This is a genomic window from Streptomyces sp. Go-475, from assembly GCF_003330845.1.
In the GTDB taxonomy this organism is placed as follows: Bacteria; Actinomycetota; Actinomycetes; order Streptomycetales; family Streptomycetaceae; genus Streptomyces.
In genome coordinates, this window is sequence record NZ_CP026121.1 from 6,266,658 (window position 1) to 6,282,987 (window position 16,330).

The following is a 16,330-nucleotide window of genomic DNA, read 5'->3' on the forward strand; positions in this document are numbered from 1 at the left end:
CATGACGAACACCACCGACCAGGGCGGCGACGTCCGCCTCACGGGCATAGCCAAGACCTACGGCGCCTTCACCGCCGTCCACCCGCTCGACCTGACCGTCCCGCAGGGCTCCTTCTTCGCCCTGCTCGGCGCCTCCGGCTGCGGCAAGACCACCACCCTGCGCATGATCGCCGGGCTGGAGGAACCGTCCGCCGGCAGCGTCTTCCTGGGCGACCAGGACGTGACGGCCCTCCCGCCGTACAAGCGGCCGGTGAACACCGTCTTCCAGTCCTACGCCCTCTTCCCGCACCTCGACATCTTCGAGAACGTCGCCTTCGGCCTGCGCCGGCGCGGCCTGAAGTCGGTGAAGAAGCAGGTCGACGAGATGCTCGACCTCGTCCAGCTCGGCGAGCAGGCCCGCAAGAAGCCGCACCAGCTCTCCGGCGGCCAGCAGCAGCGCGTCGCCGTGGCCCGCGCGCTGATCAACCACCCCAAGGTGCTCCTGCTCGACGAGCCGCTCGGCGCCCTCGACCTGAAGCTGCGCCGCCAGATGCAGCTGGAGCTCAAGCGCATCCAGACCGAGGTCGGCATCACCTTCATCCACGTCACGCACGACCAGGAGGAGGCCATGACCATGGCCGACACGGTCGCCGTGATGAACGCGGGCCGCGTCGAGCAGCTCGGCTCCCCGGCCGACCTGTACGAGAACCCGCGCACCACCTTCGTCGCCAACTTCCTCGGCACGTCGAACTTCATCGAGGCCGAGGTCGACTCCAGCAGCGGCGAGGACATCGTGCTGAAGGCGGGCGGCGGCAAGCTCGTGATGCCCGAGGCGCGCTGTTCGGCGCCCACGAGCACCGGCGGCAAGGTGCTGGTCGGCGTCCGCCCGGAGAAGATCTCCCTCACTCACGCGGACGACGCCGGCGAGATCCCGGCGGGCCGCAACCGCATCACCGGCCGGATCGCGGACTCCAGCTTCATCGGCGTCTCGACGCAGTACGTCGTCGACAGCCCCGTCTGCTCCGACTTCGAGGTCTACGCCCAGAACATCGACCGCGACCCGCGGCTCGTGCCCGGCGCCGAGGTCGTCCTGCACTGGAACCCGGCCCACACCTTCGGCCTGGACGCCGCCCAGTCCGTGTTCGACGGGACAGAGGGCTCCGCCGGAGTGGAAGAGGCGGCCTGATGTCGACACTCACCGAGGCGCCACCGCCGCTCGCACCGGACGCAACCGGGCCGAAGCCCCCGAAGCGCCGGGGCCGGCTGACCCCGTACTGGCTGCTGCTGCCCGGCATCCTCTGGCTGCTGCTGTTCTTCGCGCTGCCGATGATCTACCAGGCCTCCACGTCCGTGCAGACGGGCTCCCTGGAGACGGGCTACAAGGTCACCTGGCACTTCGCCACCTACTGGGACGCGCTGTCGGCGTACTGGCCGCAGTTCGTCCGCTCGGTGCTCTACGCGGGCACGGCGACGATCCTGTGCCTGCTGCTGGGCTACCCGCTGGCGTATCTGATCGCCTTCCGGGCGGGCCGCTGGCGGAACCTGATCATGATCCTGGTGATCGCGCCGTTCTTCACCAGCTTCCTGATCCGCACCCTGGCCTGGAAGACGATCCTCGCGGACGGCGGCCCGGTCGTCGGCGCGCTCGACACGCTGCACGTCCTGGACGTCACCAACTGGCTCGGCTGGACCGCAGGCGACCGCGTCCTCGCGACGCCGCTCGCGGTGGTGTGCGGCCTGACGTACAACTTCCTGCCGTTCATGATCCTGCCGCTCTACACCTCGCTGGAGCGCATCGACGGCCGGCTGCACGAGGCGGCGGGGGACCTGTACGCCCGCCCCTGGACGACGTTCCGCAAGGTGACCTTCCCGCTGTCGATGCCCGGTGTCGTCTCCGGCACGCTGCTGACCTTCATCCCGGCGGCCGGTGACTACGTCAACGCCGATCTGCTCGGCTCCACGGACACCCGCATGGTCGGCAACGTCATCCAGACGCAATTCCTCAGAGTGCTCGACTATCCGACGGCCGCGGCACTCTCCTTCATCCTCATGGCGGCCATCCTCCTCATGGTCACCCTCTACATCCGCAGGTCCGGGACGGAGGATCTGGTCTGAATGCCCTTCGTCAACTGGCTCAAGAGAAATCTCGTCGTCATCGCGGGACTGCTGACGCTCGCCTATCTGCTGCTGCCGAACATCGTCGTGACGGTGTTCTCCTTCAACAAACCGAAGGGGCGCTTCAACTACGAGTGGCAGCAGTTCTCCCTGGACGCGTGGAAAGACCCCTGCGGGGTCTCCGACCTGTGCGGCTCGCTGTCGGTCAGCCTCCAGATCGCGTTCTGGGCGACCCTCGGCGCCACCCTGCTGGGCACCCTGATCGCCTTCGCCCTGGTCCGCTACCGGTTCCGCGCCCGCGGCGCCGTGAACTCGCTGATCTTCCTGCCGATGGCGATGCCCGAGGTCGTCATGGCCGCCTCGCTGCTCACCCTGTTCCTCAACATGGGCGCACAGCTCGGTTTCTGGACGATCCTCATCGCGCACATCATGTTCTGCCTGAGTTTCGTGGTCACGGCCGTGAAAGCACGCGTGATGTCGATGGACCCGAAACTGGAGGAGGCGGCACGGGACCTGTACGCGGGCCCGTTCCAGACGTTCCTCCGCGTCACCCTGCCGATAGCCGCCCCGGGAATCGCGGCGGGCGCGCTGCTCGCCTTCGCGCTCTCCTTCGACGACTTCATCATCACCAATTTCAACGCGGGCTCGACCGTCACCTTCCCCATGTTCGTCTGGGGCTCGGCACAGCGCGGAACGCCCGTCCAGATCAATGTCATCGGCACGGCCATGTTCGTCGTCGCCGTCCTGTTCGTCCTCGTTTCCATGGCCGTCGGCAATCGCCGCAACAGACACAAGGCATAACCGTAGGGAGTTGACATCATGGCCCCGAGCGCCATGAATCAGTGGATCCGATCGCTTTCCGACGCCCAGCCGGTCCCGTACTGGCTGGACGACCCCGGCCGGCCCCGCCCCGAGCCCGCCCTCACCACCTCCGAGACCTGCGACCTGCTGGTCGTCGGCGGCGGCTACAGCGGACTGTGGACGGCGCTGGCCGCCAAGGAGCGCGACCCGCGGCGGGACGTGGTGCTGGTGGAGGGCCGCGAGGTGGGCTGGGCCGCCTCGGGCCGCAACGGCGGGTTCTGCGCCGCCTCCCTCACCCACGGCCTGCCCAACGGCCTCGCCCGCTGGCCGGACGAGATCCACACGCTCCAGGAGCTGGGCGCCGGCAACCTCGACGCGATCGAGGCGGCCGTCGCCCGGCACTCCATCGACTGCGACTTCGAACGCACCGGCGAGATCGACGTCGCCACCGAGCCGTACCAGGCGTGGGAACTGCGTGACTGGCACGAGGAGATGTCCCGCCGCGGCCTCGCCGACGGCGTCGAGTACCTGGACGCCGACGCCGTACGGGAACAGGTGAACTCACCCACCTTCCAGGCGGGCCTGTGGGACCGCAGGGGCGTCGCCATGCTGCACCCGGCGAAGCTCGCGTGGGGCCTGAAGCGGGCGTGCGTGGAACTGGGCGTGCGCGTCTACGAGCACACCCCCGCGCTGAACCTGAAGCCCTACGGCGCCGGCATGGCCGTACGCACCCCCTACGGCCGGGTCCGCGCCCGCCGGGTCGCCCTCGGCACCAACATCTTCCCCAACCTGGTCAGACGCGTCCGCTCCTACACCGTCCCCGTCTACGACTACGCCCTCATGACCGAGCCGCTCACCGCCGATCAACTGGCCTCGATCGGCTGGAAGAACCGCCAGGGCCTCGGCGACAGCGCCAACCAGTTCCACTACTTCCGCCTCTCCGCCGACAACCGGATCCTCTGGGGCGGCTACGACGCGATCTACCCCTACGGCGGCCGCGTGCGCGCCGAGTACGACGACCGCCCCGAGACCTACGCCAAGCTCGCCGGGCACTTCTTCACCTGCTTCCCGCAGTTGGAGGGCGTCCGCTTCTCCCACGCCTGGGGCGGCGCGATCGACACCTGCTCCCGCTTCTCGGCGTTCTTCGGCACCGCCCACCAGGGCAGGGTGGCCTACGCGGCCGGCTACACGGGGCTCGGCGTCGGCGCCACCCGGTTCGGCGCCGAGGTGATGCTGGACCTGCTGGCGGGGGAGCGCACCGAGCGGACCGAACTGGAGATGGTCCGCAGGAAGCCGCTGCCGTTCCCGCCCGAGCCGTTCGCCTGGACGGGCATCGCCCTCACCAAGTGGTCCCTGGCGAGGGCCGACGCACAGGGCGGACGCCGCAACCTGTGGCTGCGGACGATGGACCGGCTGGGGCTGGGCTTCGACAGCTGAGCCGGTGGGATGTGAGCCGGTTCACTCCAACGAGGAGCCGGAAGCCGCGTAATGACGGCGAGAGACCCCCTTCTCCCTCGTGACGCCCTCGGGACGCGCCGCGCGTCCACGAGATCTATTGAGAGAGAAGGGGGTCCTCCCGATGACCGGTGCGAAGACGGCCGTCGAGTGGCTCGCATCCGTCGCACCCGACCCCGAGGCCTGCCGCTGGGAATGGGAGCGCAACCCGCTCGGGGTGGCGCTGCTGCCCGCGGGCAGCGCCTGGGACGTGCTCATCCTGCCCGGCGAACTCGGCTACGCCACGCTCGACGTGCTGAGCCGCGTCCTCGACCAGCCGGGGCCCGTGCTCGTCGACTTCGGCGACGCGCGCATGGGCTTCTTCGTACCGCCGGGCACCGCGGCCCGCTGGCTCGGCACGGGCATCCGCACCGCCGGCGCGGGCACCTGGATCGTCGTGCCGTACCCGGGCCGTTCCTCACCCGGCGGCGTCCGCTGGCTGGTCCCCCCGGACGGCACGGGCACGCTGACGGACCCGGCGCTGCTGGAACTGGCAATGCACGAGGCGGCGGCGGGGCTGGCCACCGAGCACGACGATTAGGCCCTACCGGGGCTGCTCGGGCGGCCCCGTCCGCCGCAGGAACAGCCACAGCGACGACAGCAGCACCGCGCACAGACACCAGCTCGCCACCACGTCCAGCGGCCAGTGGTAACCGCGGCGGACCAGGCCGTAGCTGACACCGAGCACCAGCACGGCGCAGACGGCGACCAGCGCGCGGCGGGCCAGGGCCGTGCGGAGCCCGGGGAGCAGGAGCAGGGTCGCGGAGCCGTAGGCGATGGCGGCCGTGGCGGTGTGGCCCGAGGGGTAGTAGCCGGTGCCGGGCGGGACGACCGGGGTGCCCGGGCGGTCCGTGAGTTCCTTGAGCGGGATGACCAGCGCCGGGACCAGGGCCATGAGCAGGGCCGCGGCGGCCACCGGCAGCCACCAGCGGACGCCGCCGGCGCGGCGGGCGCGTACGGCGACGTACCCGAGGGCGACGGCCAGGACCGGGACCGCGACCTGGACGTTCCCGAGGTCGGCGAGGAGTTCGGACGCGCGGTCGGGGGCGACGAGGTCGCGGCTGACGCGTTCGTCGAGCCGGATCAGCGGGCCGTCGGCGACGACCTGCCAGGTGATCAGGGCGAAGAGCAGGGCGGGGAGGCCGAACAGGAGGGTCAGGAGGCCCGGGTGTGTTCTCCTGCCCCGCGTGGGGGACGTGGCGCGCTCCTGGTTCGCGGGGATCGGCATGGGGCACAGCTTGGCACGAGCACAGACGCCCACTCGCGGCCCCCTCGGAGGATCACGTGAACCAGCCGGCGAACGACGACGGCCTCTTCGAACACTGCCCGTGGCTCTTCGCCGCGCAGGCGTCCGACGGGCAGCGCGCGGCACAGGAGCAGTGGCAGCGGCGGCTGCTCGCGGGGCCGGGGCCGGTGCGGCTCGGGGCGGACTGCTTCGTCGCGGAGACGGCGGCCGTGCACCCGGACGTCCTGCACCTGGGCGACCGTTCCTACATCGCGGCGCACGCCTATGTCACCGGCGACATACGCACCGGCGCCGACTGCACGATCAACCCGTTCACGGTGGTTCGCGGGACCGTCACCCTGGGGGACGGGGTGCGCGTCGGCGCCCACACCTCCCTGCTCGGCTTCAACCACGGGACCGCGCCCGACCTGCCGGTCCACCGGCAGCCCGTCACCAGCCGCGGGATCACGGTCGGCGACGACGTGTGGATCGGCTCGCACGTGGTGGTGCTGGACGGCGTGACGATCGGGGACCACTGCGTGGTCGGGGCGGGAGCGGTGGTGACGAAGGACCTGCCGGCGTGGACGGTGGCGGCGGGAAATCCGGCCCGTCGCATCCGGGACCGGCGGGAGACGGGGGGTGAGGGGCCAAGCCCTGCCCACGTCCTCGGCACGTCCCACCCCGGTCCGCGCGCCAGCGCGGACCGGCGTCCCGCCCTCGCTGCTCTCGCCGAGGAACTCGCCGCGTTCGCAGGAACCGCCCGGGCCCAGGCCCCCGACCTGCTCGACCGCTGCCGGCAACCGGGCACCGGCCACTACGTCGACCGGCCCGGTGTCCAGCCGACCGTGCGGGCCCACTGCGACGCCGTCGAGATCGCCGACCTGCTGCTCCGGGACGTGCCGCCCCGACTGTCCGCCGCCGAGCACGTGGAGCGGCTGCGGGCTTTGCAGGACCCCGCCACCGGGCTGGTCCCCGAGTACGGCGCGGCGCCGCCGCTCCCCGGCCCGGCCGGGCTGCCGGACGACGACGGTGCCGCGGCCTACCACGTGCTGTGCGTGGGCTACGCGCTCGACCTGCTCGGCAGTTCCTTCGCCCACCCGGTCCACGCGGTGCGCGGCACGACCGCGGACCGGCTGGTCCGGCACCTGGCCGCACTGCCCTGGCGCGACCGCGCCTGGCACGCCGGGGCCTGGGTCGACTCCTGGGCCACCGCCGCGCACTGGAACCTGCGCCTCGGAGCGGAGGCGGCCGCGCCCGGCGCGCTGGAGGCACTGTTCGGCTGGCTGCACACCCACGCCGATCCCTGGACCGGCCTGTGGGGCTCGCCCACGCCCGAGGCCGGACGCCTGCAGATGGTCAACGGCTACTACCGGCTCACCCGCGGCTCCTTCGCCCAGTTCGGCCTGCCCGTGCCGTACGCGGAGCGCGCGATCGACACCGTCCTGGACCACGCCCGCGACCCCCGCCACTTCGCCCCGGGCCGCGAGAACGCCTGCAACGTCCTGGACGTGATCCACCCCCTGTGGCTCTGCGCCCGGCAGACCGGCCACCGCTCCGAGGAGGCCCGGGCCTGGGCGGCGGACCGGCTCACCGCCGCCCTGCGCCGCTGGCACCCCGGCCGCGGCTTCGCCTTCGGCCCCACCCCCGACGGCAGCGGCCCCGGCCGCGAACCCGGCCTCCAGGGCACGGAGATGTGGCTCGCCATCATCTGGCTGCTCGCGGACGTGCTCGGCCTCGCCGACGTCCTGGGCTACCGCCCCCGCGGCATCCACCGCCCGGGACCGGCCCCGGCCGCCGCCGCGAAACCGTCCTGACCCGGGCTCACGGAATGGCCTCGATCCGTTCCAGATTCTTTTCGCCCCATTCCCCGAGCGGTGCCATCGCGGCATTGAGGGAACGGCCGAATTCCGTCAGCGAGTACTCCACCTTCGGCGGAACCTGCTGGTGCACCTCGCGGTGCACCAGACCGCTGTTCTCCATCTCCCGCAGCTGAAGGATGAGCATCCGTTCGCTGATTCCGGCCACCTCGCGCCGCAACTCGCCGAAGCGCAAAGGCCCTTCCCCCAGCGAGAACAGAATCAGGCCCTTCCACTTTCCGCCCATCACGGCTATGGCGGCATCCAGCCCGCAGGTGAACGTACGCTTCGCCATCCGGCCCTCCCCACGAACAAAACTGTCAGTACCCGAGAAAAATGTAGGTACTTGAGGGAATGTACGCGACCACCCAGCATGGACTCCCGTAAAGAGAACAAGGGAGAGAAACATGGCTGGAGACCACCCCGCACCCGTGACCGTCATAGGACTGGGTTCGATGGGCCGGGCCCTCGCCGGGGCGTTCCTGGCGGCAGGACACCCGACCACCGTCTGGAACCGCACCCCGGGCCGAGCCGGGCCGCTGGTGGAGAAGGGGGCCGTGCACGCGGAGTCGGTCGCGGACGCCGTCGCGGCGAGCGGACTGGTCGTCACCTGCCTGACCACCTTCGAGGACACCCGCGCGGCACTGGAACCGGCTGCCGGGGCGTTACGCGGCCGGGACGTCGTCACCCTGAACAGCGGCTCCCCGTCCGGCGCGCGCGAGACCGCCGCGTGGGCCACCGCGCACGGCGCCCGCCTGCTCGCCGGAGCGGTCAAGAACGTGCCGGCGGCCGTGGGAGCACCGGACACCCTGCTCTACTACAGCGGCGACCGGTCGGTCTTCGACGCGCACGAGACGACCCTCAGGGCGCTGGGAGGCGACACCGTCCACCTCGGGGAGGAGTCCGATCTCGCCGCGCTGTACGAGATGGCGGTGGGCGCGATGCTGCTGCCCGCGCTCGTCGGGTTCTTCCAGGGGGCCGCCGCCGTCCAGGCGCGAGGACTGCGGGCGGAGTCGATGGTGCGCTTCGCCGGCAAGTGGCTCGACATGATCAAGACGCTGCTGCCGGTCTACGCCGCGGAGATCGACAGCGGTGACTACGGCGACGCCGCCAGTTCGGTGGACCTCTTCCTCGCGGGCACGGCCCACGACCATGACCTGGCCGAGGAGACGAACGTCGACACCGCCTGGCTGGCTCCCCTGCACGACCTGCTGCGGCGGGCGGCCGAGGCGGGCCATGGGCGGCACAGCATCGCGGCACTGACGGAAGTGCTCAGGAAGGGGGCGTAGAGGGAGGTCGGCCGCCCCGGAACAGGGGGGGTGGTTCCGAGGCGGCCGTCCGGACCGGAACGTCGCCGCCCCGGGGGGTTTGGGGCGGGCGACTGTCCGATCGGTGAGGAGATCCAGAGCCTCAGGCTCCGGTTGTGTGCGCGAGGGCACGACCAGGTCGAAGCTGGGGAGGCCCCGGCCTGATGTCACCCACAGTCCCCTGTGGGCGGGGTGTATCTCTCATCTGGGTAGAACCTACGACAGGGGCAGGGCGCAGGACAGGCCGCAGGGCCCCCTGTCATCCACCTCGCACACCTTCTTCACACGCTCTGCCGCTCGCCGCCCCGGTAGCGGAACCGGAGCGGCTCACCTGCCCCGGCGGCGGCTCGGATGTGCGGGCCGGCGGGGCAGGGTGCGGGCGGTGACCGGGTCAGATGCGGGAGAAGGCCTGCTCGATGATGTCGAGGCCCTCGTTCAGCAGGTCCTCGCCGATCACCAGCGGGGGCAGGAAGCGGAGCACGTTGCCGTAGGTGCCACAGGTCAGGACCAGCAGCCCCTCGGCGTGGCAGGCCTTGGCAAGTGCGGCGGTCGCCTCCGGATTGGGCTCCTTGGTGGCGCGGTCCTTGACCAGTTCGATGGCGATCATCGCGCCGCGTCCACGGACGTCTCCGATGACGTCGAACTTCTCCTGCATGGCGGACAGGCGCGCCTTCATCACGGCCTCGATGTCCTTCGCCCGGGCGTTGAGGTCGAGCTCCTTCATCGTCTCGATGGCGCCGAGCGCGCCGGCGCAGGCGACCGGGTTGCCGCCGTAGGTGCCGCCCAGGCCGCCGGCGTGCGCGGCGTCCATGATCTCGGCGCGACCGGTCACGGCCGCCAGCGGCAGACCGCCGGCGATGCCCTTGGCCGTGGTGATCAGGTCGGGGACGATCCCCTCGTCCTCGCACGCGAACCACTGGCCCGTGCGGCAGAAGCCGGACTGGATCTCGTCGGCGACGAAGACGATGCCGTGGTCGGAGGCGAACTTCCGGACGGCGGGCAGGAAGCCCTTGGCCGGCTCGATGAAGCCGCCCTCGCCGAGCACCGGCTCGATGATGATCGCGGCCACGTTCTCGGCGCCGACCTGCTTGCTGATCTGGTCGATCGCCTGGGCGGCGGCCTCGGGGCCCGCGTTCTCCGGGCCGGTCGGCCAGCGGTAGCCGTACGCCACCGGCACGCGGTACACCTCGGGCGCGAACGGCCCGAAGCCGTGCTTGTACGGCATGTTCTTCGCGGTGAGCGCCATCGTCAGGTTGGTCCGCCCGTGGTACCCGTGGTCGAACACGACGACGGCCTGCCGCTTGGTGTACGCCCGCGCGATCTTCACGGCGTTCTCGACGGCCTCGGCGCCCGAGTTGAACAGCGCGCTCTTCTTGGCGTGGTCACCGGGGGTCAGCTCGGCGAGCGCCTCGGCGACCTCCACGTACCCCTCGTAGGGCGTGACCATGAAACAGGTGTGGGTGAAGTCGGCGAGCTGCGCGGACGCCCGCCGTACGACGGCCTCGGCGGAGGCGCCGACGGAGGTCACGGCGATGCCCGAGCCGAAGTCGATGAGCCGGTTGCCGTCGACGTCCTCGATGATGCCGCCGCCCGCACGCGCCGTGAACACGGGCAGCACCGAGCCCACACCCTGCGCGACCGCGGCGGTGCGGCGGGCCTGCAGCTCCTGCGACTTCGGTCCGGGGATGGCGGTGACGACGCGACGCTCCTGCGGAAGTGCGGTCATGCGGGGCTCCTGGGGTGGTGCGGATGGTGAGGCACGGACGCTTGGCTTCTTTTCTCGCAGGCTAGGGCGGGGAAAGGGGGGTGGGCATGCTCCATGTGGGCGTTGTCGGCGCGGCGGCTTGTCCGGGGTGGACATGGCGGTCTGGTGGGCTGCTGCCCACGACCCGGCCGTGTAAGCGGTGAACTCCCCATGGGAGGGCGTTAGATTGGCTCGCTGATGGTGGACGGAGCGGCTGGTCAGGGGGCAAGGGCGATGGACAGCGACGGGACGCAGGAGGCCCGGGGTACGCACGCGCATCCCGTGCCGCGCCCGGGGGGGCCGCCGGAGGTGCCCGCGATGCCGCCGATGCCGCCCCGGGCACCGGAGGCGCCCCCGCTGCCGGACGGGTCGGCCTTCCTCGCCTGGCTGCGCGCGCCCCGCCCCGACGCGGCGCCGGGCGTATGGCGCTTCGGGCACCGGCCGCGGCCCGCGGAGGAGCCCGAAGCGGTCCCCACCCGGCAGCTGCTGAGCGGGGCGCTGATCGCCTTCCTGGTGGGCTGGCTGATCTGGTCGCTGCTGCAGAACGGCTACCTCGGCAACTGGTGGTGGGTGCCGTTCGACCTGATCGTCCCCGACGCCTGGCGCGGCGCCGACAGCGATCTCGGCGAGACCGGCACGTTCCTGGTGTACCGGGGGTACGAGCTGCTCGTCGCCCTGGCGATCATGGTCGGAGTGGCCCGGCTCGGCCGCTGGGGCGAGGTGTGGCGCCGCTTCGTCGCCCCCCGCTTCCGCAGGACGGAGCCCCAGGCCGCGCAACCGGCCCCCGAGGACGACCCGGCCCAGTGGAACGAGCTCCGCGCCGCCGGTGCCGCCGACGCCGCCGAGCGGCTCGCCGCCGACGCCCGCTCCGGGCTGATGCGGGACGTCGACCACGCCCGGATCCTCCGCGCCTGGCAGGGTGTGCGCACCGGACGGCACAGCCTGGCCACCTTCAGCGGTGCGGTGCTCAAGGACGGCGCCGCCGCCTGCCTGCACCCCTCCGGAGAGCGCGACCTGCCCGCCCGGCTGGCCCGGCACGACCTGGTCACCGGGCAGGTCCGGCTCGGGACCACCGTGGACGACGTCCGCAACCCCTACGCCTACCGCGGGGCCGGGCTGGCCCTCGGCCCCGACCTGCTCGGCACCTCGCTCGTCGCCGTCGGCCCCGCCGGTTCCGGCAAGACCGGTGCCGTCGTCCGGCCGCTCGCCGAGTCGCTGTGTCTGCACGCGCTCGCCGGGCGGGCCGCCGTGGTCGTCGTCGGGGCGGCCGGGGCGGGGCTCGGGCCGGCCGACGCGTACGACGTCGTCGTACGGATCGGGAACCAGGAGTCCGAGTACGACCTCGACCTCTACGGCGGGACCGCCGATCCGGACGAGGCCGCGTCCGTGCTCGCCGAGGCGCTCGTCGGGGATCTCGCCGATCCGCACCCGGGCAGTGACAGCCGCCGGTCCACCACCGTCCTCGCGCAGCTGCTCGGACCGTTCCGGGCCGTCCACGGGCGTTTCCCCTCCGTACCGGAGCTGCGGCAGCTGCTGGACGGGGCGCCGGGGCCGTTCGCCACGCTGCGGCAGGGCCTGCAGGACGCCGGGCAGGACTCGCTGCTGCGGGAGCTCGACGCCCGGGAGCGGCAGATGGGGCAGCCGGGTGACGTGGGCGGGGTGCTCGCCGACCGGGTCGCGCTGCTCGACCGGCCCGCGTTCGCCGGGTTCTTCGACACCTCCGGCCGGTCGCGGCCGTTCACGCTCAAGGCCCTCGACCATCCCGTGCGGGTGCGCATCGACCTGCCCGAGCGCGGGCACGCCGACGCCTCCCGGATGCTGGCGCGGCTGGTGCTCGCCCAGTTCACGGCGAGTGTCGCCGTACGGGAGGACCGGTCGCTGTTCGCCTGCCTGGTGCTCGACGACGCGACCGGCGTGGTCACGCCCGAGTCCGTGCGCGGCATCCAGCGGCTGCGGTCCGGCAACGCCGGAGTCGTCCTGACCCTGCGCACCCTGGACGACGTGGCCCGGCCCCTGCGCGGGCCGCTGCTCGGGGCCACCGGCTGCCGGATGGCGCTGTCGGGCGTCACGCCCTGGGACGGGCAGGATTTCGCCGAGGTGTGGGGCAAGGAGTGGACCGAGGCCCGGGACGTCACCGACCGGCAGATCATCGCCGAGACCCCGGCGGGCAAGGCCCTGCACGCGGTGCGGCGGGTGATCACCGGCAAGGCGCCGACCGCGCGGGCGGTGACCGTGCGGCAGGTCGAGCGGGAGCGCTGGTCCGCGTCCGAGCTGGCGCACGGCGTTCCGGCGGGGCACGCGGTGCTGTCGCTGACCAACGTGAAGGGAGAGCACGCGCCGCCGCTGCTGGTGGACCTCCGGGGCTGACGGCTTCCCGCCGGTGCGGGTACGCGGGGACCGTACGGTGAGGCAGAATCGTCACAGGTCGTTCATACGTGGCGGCCAAAAGACCACAGAGATCACACAGTCCTGACGCAGAAGGCCTCATGCCCCCGACGCTCGCCTCGCTCGTCCACCACTCCGCGCTGAAACTGACCGTGCGAGCGGGCGCGGACCGCCTCGACGTGCCGGTCCGCTGGGCCCACGTGAGCGAGCTCGCCGACCCCGTGCCCTACATGGAGGGCGGTGAACTGCTGCTGATCACCGCGCTCAAGCTGGACGCCGAGGACCCGGAGGCCATGCGCCGGTACGTGCGGCGGCTGGCCGGGGCCGGAGTGGTCGGGCTCGGCTTCGCCGTCGGCGTCAACTACGAGGAGATCCCCAAGGCGCTCGTCGACGCGGCCGAGGAGGAGGGTCTGCCCCTGCTGGAAGTACCGCGCCGCACCCCGTTCCTCGCCATCAGCAAGGCCGTGTCCGCGGCGATCGCCGCCGACCAGTACCGGGCCGTCACCGCCGGCTTCGCCGCCCAGCGCGAGCTGACCCGGCAGGCCCAGACCGGCGGCCCGGAGGGGCTGCTGGCCGCGCTCGCCTCGCAGGTCGACGGCTGGGCGGCGCTGTACGACGCCTCGGGAGCCGTCGTCGCCACGGCACCGGAGTGGGCGGGGCGGCGGGCCGCGCGGCTCACCGGCGACGTGCAGCGGCTGCGGGAGCGGCCCGCGCCCGCCTCGTCGGTGGTCGGCGGGCCGGAGAACGAGGACCGCGTCGAACTGCACACCATCGGCACCGGCCGGCGCCCCCGGGCGGCCCTCGCCGTCGGCACGGCCGCCGCCCCGGGCACGGCCGAGCGGTACGCCGTCCACTCCGCCATCGCGCTGCTGACCCTGACCACGGAACGCTCCCGGTCCCTCCAGGCGGCCGAGCAGCGGATCGGCTCGGCGGTGCTGCGCATGCTGCTGGCCGGGGAGCCGGACCACGCGCGCGCCGTCGCCGGGGACCTGTACGGCGGGCTGCTGGACGCGCCGTTCCGGATGCTGGTCGCCGAGCGCGTGCCGGTGTCGGCCTCGGCCGCCCTGGCCCGCGCGGAGTCCGGGACGCCCGCCCGGGCCGCGGACCGGCCTTCGGCCGCCGCGCTCGCCGCGGCCGACGTGAACGGCGACCCCCTCGCGGCGCTCGCCGACGTCATGGAGTCCGCGGCGGCCCGGGCGGGCGAGGCCGTGCTGGTCGTGCCGGAGGGGGAGCGGCTGGTGGTGCTCGCCGCGGACGGCGGCGCCGCCGCGGCGGCCTGCGCCGAGTACGCGGCCGCCCTGGAGACGGCCCGGGCCGGCGTCCGCGAGAAGGTGCCCGGCGGCGAGGAGGACGAACTGGTCGTGGGCCTGTCGGCACCGGCCGGTCCCATCGCCGCGTCCGCCGCGTACAAACAGGCCGAGCAGGCCCTGTCGGTGGCCCGGCGGCGCGGGCGCGTCCTGGTGGAGCACGAGCAGATGGCGGCCGGATCCGTACTGCCGCTGCTGGCGGACGACGCGGTACGGGCGTTCGCCGACGGCATGCTGCGCCCCCTGTACGAGCACGACGCCACGGGCCGCGGCGACCTGGTCGCCTCCCTGCGCGCCTGGCTGTCCAAGCACGGCCAGTGGGACGCGGCGGCGGCCGACCTCGGCGTCCACCGCCACACGCTCCGCTACCGCATGCGCCGCGTCGAGGAGATCCTCGGCCGCTCCCTGGACGACCCGGACGCCCGGATGGAACTGTGGCTGGCCCTGAAGGCGACCAACACCGACTAGCCAAACCGTAGTGCCCCCGGCCGTCACTGCTACACCCCGGACAAACGCCCTTCGGCCACTCCGCCCCTACCGTTGGTCCCGTAGCAGTGGATCACCCCCAACGCCGAAGGGCCGGAACGAACATGACCTCCACCCACGCCTTCTGGCTCGCCGGCCGCCAGGCCACCGGCGAGGACACCTTCGACGTCAGCTCCCCGTGGGACGGGCGGCTCGTGGGCACGGTGAGTGTGCCGACGGACGCGCAGGTCGAGGAGGCCGTGGCCGCCGCGTACGCCGTGCGGGACGAGTTCGCCGCCACCCCGGCCCACGTGCGGGCCGCCGCCCTCGACCACGTCAGCAAGCGCCTGGTCGAGCGCACCGAGGAGATCGCGCGGCTGATCTCCGCCGAGAACGGCAAGCCGATCAAGTGGGCGCGCGGCGAGGTGGGGCGTGCCGTGTCCGTGTTCCGGTTCGCGGCCGAGGAGGCCCGGCGGTTCAACGGCGGTGAGGCCCAGCGCCTCGACACCGACCTCGGCGGACAGGGGCGGCTCGCCCTCACGCGCCGCTTCCCCAAGGGCGCCGTGCTCGGCATCGCGCCCTTCAACTTCCCGCTGAACCTGTGCGCCCACAAGGTCGCCCCGGCCATCGCCGCCGGCGCCCCGATCATCCTGAAGCCGGCCCCGGCGACCCCGCTGTCCGGCCTGATCATCGGCGAGCTGCTGGCCGAGACCGAGCTGCCCGCGGGTTCCTGGAGCATCCTGCCGGTCGCCAACGACAAGATGCCCGCCCTGGTGCGGGACGAGCGCCTGCCCGTGATCTCCTTCACCGGCTCCGAGAAGGTCGGCTACGCGATCATGGACTCGGTGCCGCGCAAGCACTGCACCCTGGAGCTGGGCGGCAACGGCGCGGCCGTCGTCCTCGCCGACTGGGCGAGCGACGAGGACCTGGACCGGGCGGCGAACCGCATCGCCACCTTCTCCAACTACCAGGGCGGCCAGTCCTGCATCTCCGTCCAGCGGGTCATCGCCGACGCCTCCGTCTACGACCGGCTGCTGCCGCGCCTCGTCGCCGCTGTCGAGGCCCAGGTCACCGGCGACCCGAGCGACGACGCCACCGACGTCGGCCCGCTGGTCAGCGAGGACGCCGCCAAGCGCGTCGAGGCGTGGGTGCAGGAGGCCGTGGACGCCGGCGCCCAGCTGCTCACCGGCGGCAAGCGCGACGGCGCCTCCTACGCGCCGACCGTGCTGGCCGAGGTCCCGGCCGACGTGACGATCTCCTGCGAGGAGGTCTTCGGGCCCGTCCTCACCGTGCAGAAGGCGGACGGCGAGGCCGAGGCCTTCGCCGCCGTCAACGACTCCAAGTACGGCCTCCAGGCGGGCGTGTTCACCCACGACCTGCAGACCGCCTTCCGCGCCCATCGGGCCCTGGAGGTCGGTGGTGTCGTCATCGGCGACGTGCCGTCCTACCGCGCCGACCAGATGCCCTACGGCGGCGTCAAGCAGTCCGGCGTGGGGCGCGAGGGCGTGCGGTTCGCCATGGAGGACTACACCTACGAGCGCGTGATGGTCCTCACCGGCATCACCCTCTAGCCGCCTCTAGACCCCTCTAGCTTATGGGAACCATTTTCATATAGGCTCTGCGAAGAGGCCCGGCACCGATGCCTTCCGGTG

Annotated in this window: 13 protein-coding genes and 1 pseudogene; 10 read left to right on the forward strand and 4 right to left on the reverse strand. The window is 72.5% G+C overall.

Annotated features, from left to right (window positions below):
• The first annotated feature begins 1 nt into the window (after window position 1).
• From C1703_RS28970 to C1703_RS28990, 5 genes are all read left to right on the forward strand, one after another.
• Window positions 2-1,165: an ABC transporter ATP-binding protein gene (locus C1703_RS28970; protein ID WP_198678461.1), complete on the forward strand. Its 1,164-nt coding sequence runs from the start codon at window positions 2-4 to the stop codon at window positions 1,163-1,165.
• A complete protein-coding gene (locus C1703_RS28975; RefSeq protein ID WP_114255588.1) occupies window positions 1,165-2,094 on the forward strand; it encodes an ABC transporter permease in 930 nt (309 codons plus the stop codon). Before C1703_RS28970 ends, C1703_RS28975 begins: the two co-directional genes overlap by 1 nt.
• Window positions 2,095-2,895, forward strand: coding sequence for an ABC transporter permease (locus C1703_RS28980; RefSeq protein ID WP_114255589.1), 801 nt, complete (start codon window positions 2,095-2,097; stop codon window positions 2,893-2,895). It abuts the gene before it with no gap.
• Between the two features lie 18 nt (window positions 2,896-2,913).
• A complete protein-coding gene (locus C1703_RS28985; protein WP_114255590.1) occupies window positions 2,914-4,332 on the forward strand; it encodes an FAD-dependent oxidoreductase in 1,419 nt (472 codons plus the stop codon).
• A 142-nt stretch (window positions 4,333-4,474) separates the two neighbouring features.
• Window positions 4,475-4,930, forward strand: a complete 456-nt coding sequence (locus C1703_RS28990) for a hypothetical protein (RefSeq protein ID WP_114255591.1) — start codon at window positions 4,475-4,477, stop codon at window positions 4,928-4,930.
• 3 nt (window positions 4,931-4,933) lie between these two features.
• Here the strand turns inward: C1703_RS28990 and C1703_RS28995 are convergent, their stop codons facing one another.
• The gene (locus C1703_RS28995) at window positions 4,934-5,617 is read right to left on the reverse strand and encodes a phosphatase PAP2 family protein (RefSeq protein WP_114255592.1); all 684 of its coding nucleotides are present in this window, start codon (window positions 5,615-5,617) and stop codon (window positions 4,934-4,936) included.
• A 56-nt stretch (window positions 5,618-5,673) separates the two neighbouring features.
• On the opposite strand from C1703_RS28995, the gene C1703_RS29000 reads away from it, so the two are divergent.
• Window positions 5,674-7,428: an acyltransferase gene (locus C1703_RS29000; protein ID WP_114255593.1), complete on the forward strand. Its 1,755-nt coding sequence runs from the start codon at window positions 5,674-5,676 to the stop codon at window positions 7,426-7,428.
• 7 nt (window positions 7,429-7,435) lie between these two features.
• Here C1703_RS29000 and C1703_RS29005 read toward each other — a convergent pair whose 3' ends face one another.
• Window positions 7,436-7,765, reverse strand: a complete 330-nt coding sequence (locus C1703_RS29005; protein ID WP_114255594.1) for a helix-turn-helix domain-containing protein — start codon at window positions 7,763-7,765, stop codon at window positions 7,436-7,438.
• A gap of 112 nt (window positions 7,766-7,877) precedes the next feature.
• Between C1703_RS29005 and C1703_RS29010 the strand changes: the two genes are divergently transcribed.
• On the forward strand, window positions 7,878-8,759 hold the full coding sequence (locus C1703_RS29010) for an NAD(P)-binding domain-containing protein (protein ID WP_114255595.1): 882 nt from the start codon (window positions 7,878-7,880) through the stop codon (window positions 8,757-8,759).
• Window positions 8,760-8,767: 8 nt separating this feature from the next.
• Here C1703_RS29010 and C1703_RS39910 read toward each other — a convergent pair.
• Window positions 8,768-8,982 (reverse strand): annotated as a pseudogene (locus C1703_RS39910) (phosphoesterase); the annotation flags it as partial.
• A gap of 186 nt (window positions 8,983-9,168) precedes the next feature.
• Window positions 9,169-10,503 (reverse strand): 4-aminobutyrate--2-oxoglutarate transaminase, encoded by a 1,335-nt coding sequence (gene gabT / locus C1703_RS29020; RefSeq protein WP_114255596.1) that lies wholly within the window; start codon window positions 10,501-10,503, stop codon window positions 9,169-9,171.
• 252 nt (window positions 10,504-10,755) lie between these two features.
• Here gabT and C1703_RS29025 point away from each other — a divergent pair, with 252 nt between their 5' ends.
• The 3 genes from C1703_RS29025 to C1703_RS29035 all read left to right on the forward strand — a co-directional run bounded on the left by C1703_RS29025 (window position 10,756) and on the right by C1703_RS29035 (window position 16,249).
• Window positions 10,756-12,888 (forward strand): ATP-binding protein, encoded by a 2,133-nt coding sequence (locus C1703_RS29025; protein ID WP_114255597.1) that lies wholly within the window; start codon window positions 10,756-10,758, stop codon window positions 12,886-12,888.
• A 119-nt stretch (window positions 12,889-13,007) separates the two neighbouring features.
• On the forward strand, window positions 13,008-14,681 hold the full coding sequence (locus C1703_RS29030; protein ID WP_114255598.1) for a PucR family transcriptional regulator: 1,674 nt from the start codon (window positions 13,008-13,010) through the stop codon (window positions 14,679-14,681).
• A gap of 122 nt (window positions 14,682-14,803) precedes the next feature.
• Window positions 14,804-16,249: an aldehyde dehydrogenase family protein gene (locus C1703_RS29035; RefSeq protein ID WP_114255599.1), complete on the forward strand. Its 1,446-nt coding sequence runs from the start codon at window positions 14,804-14,806 to the stop codon at window positions 16,247-16,249.
• Window positions 16,250-16,330: the final 81 nt, after the last annotated feature.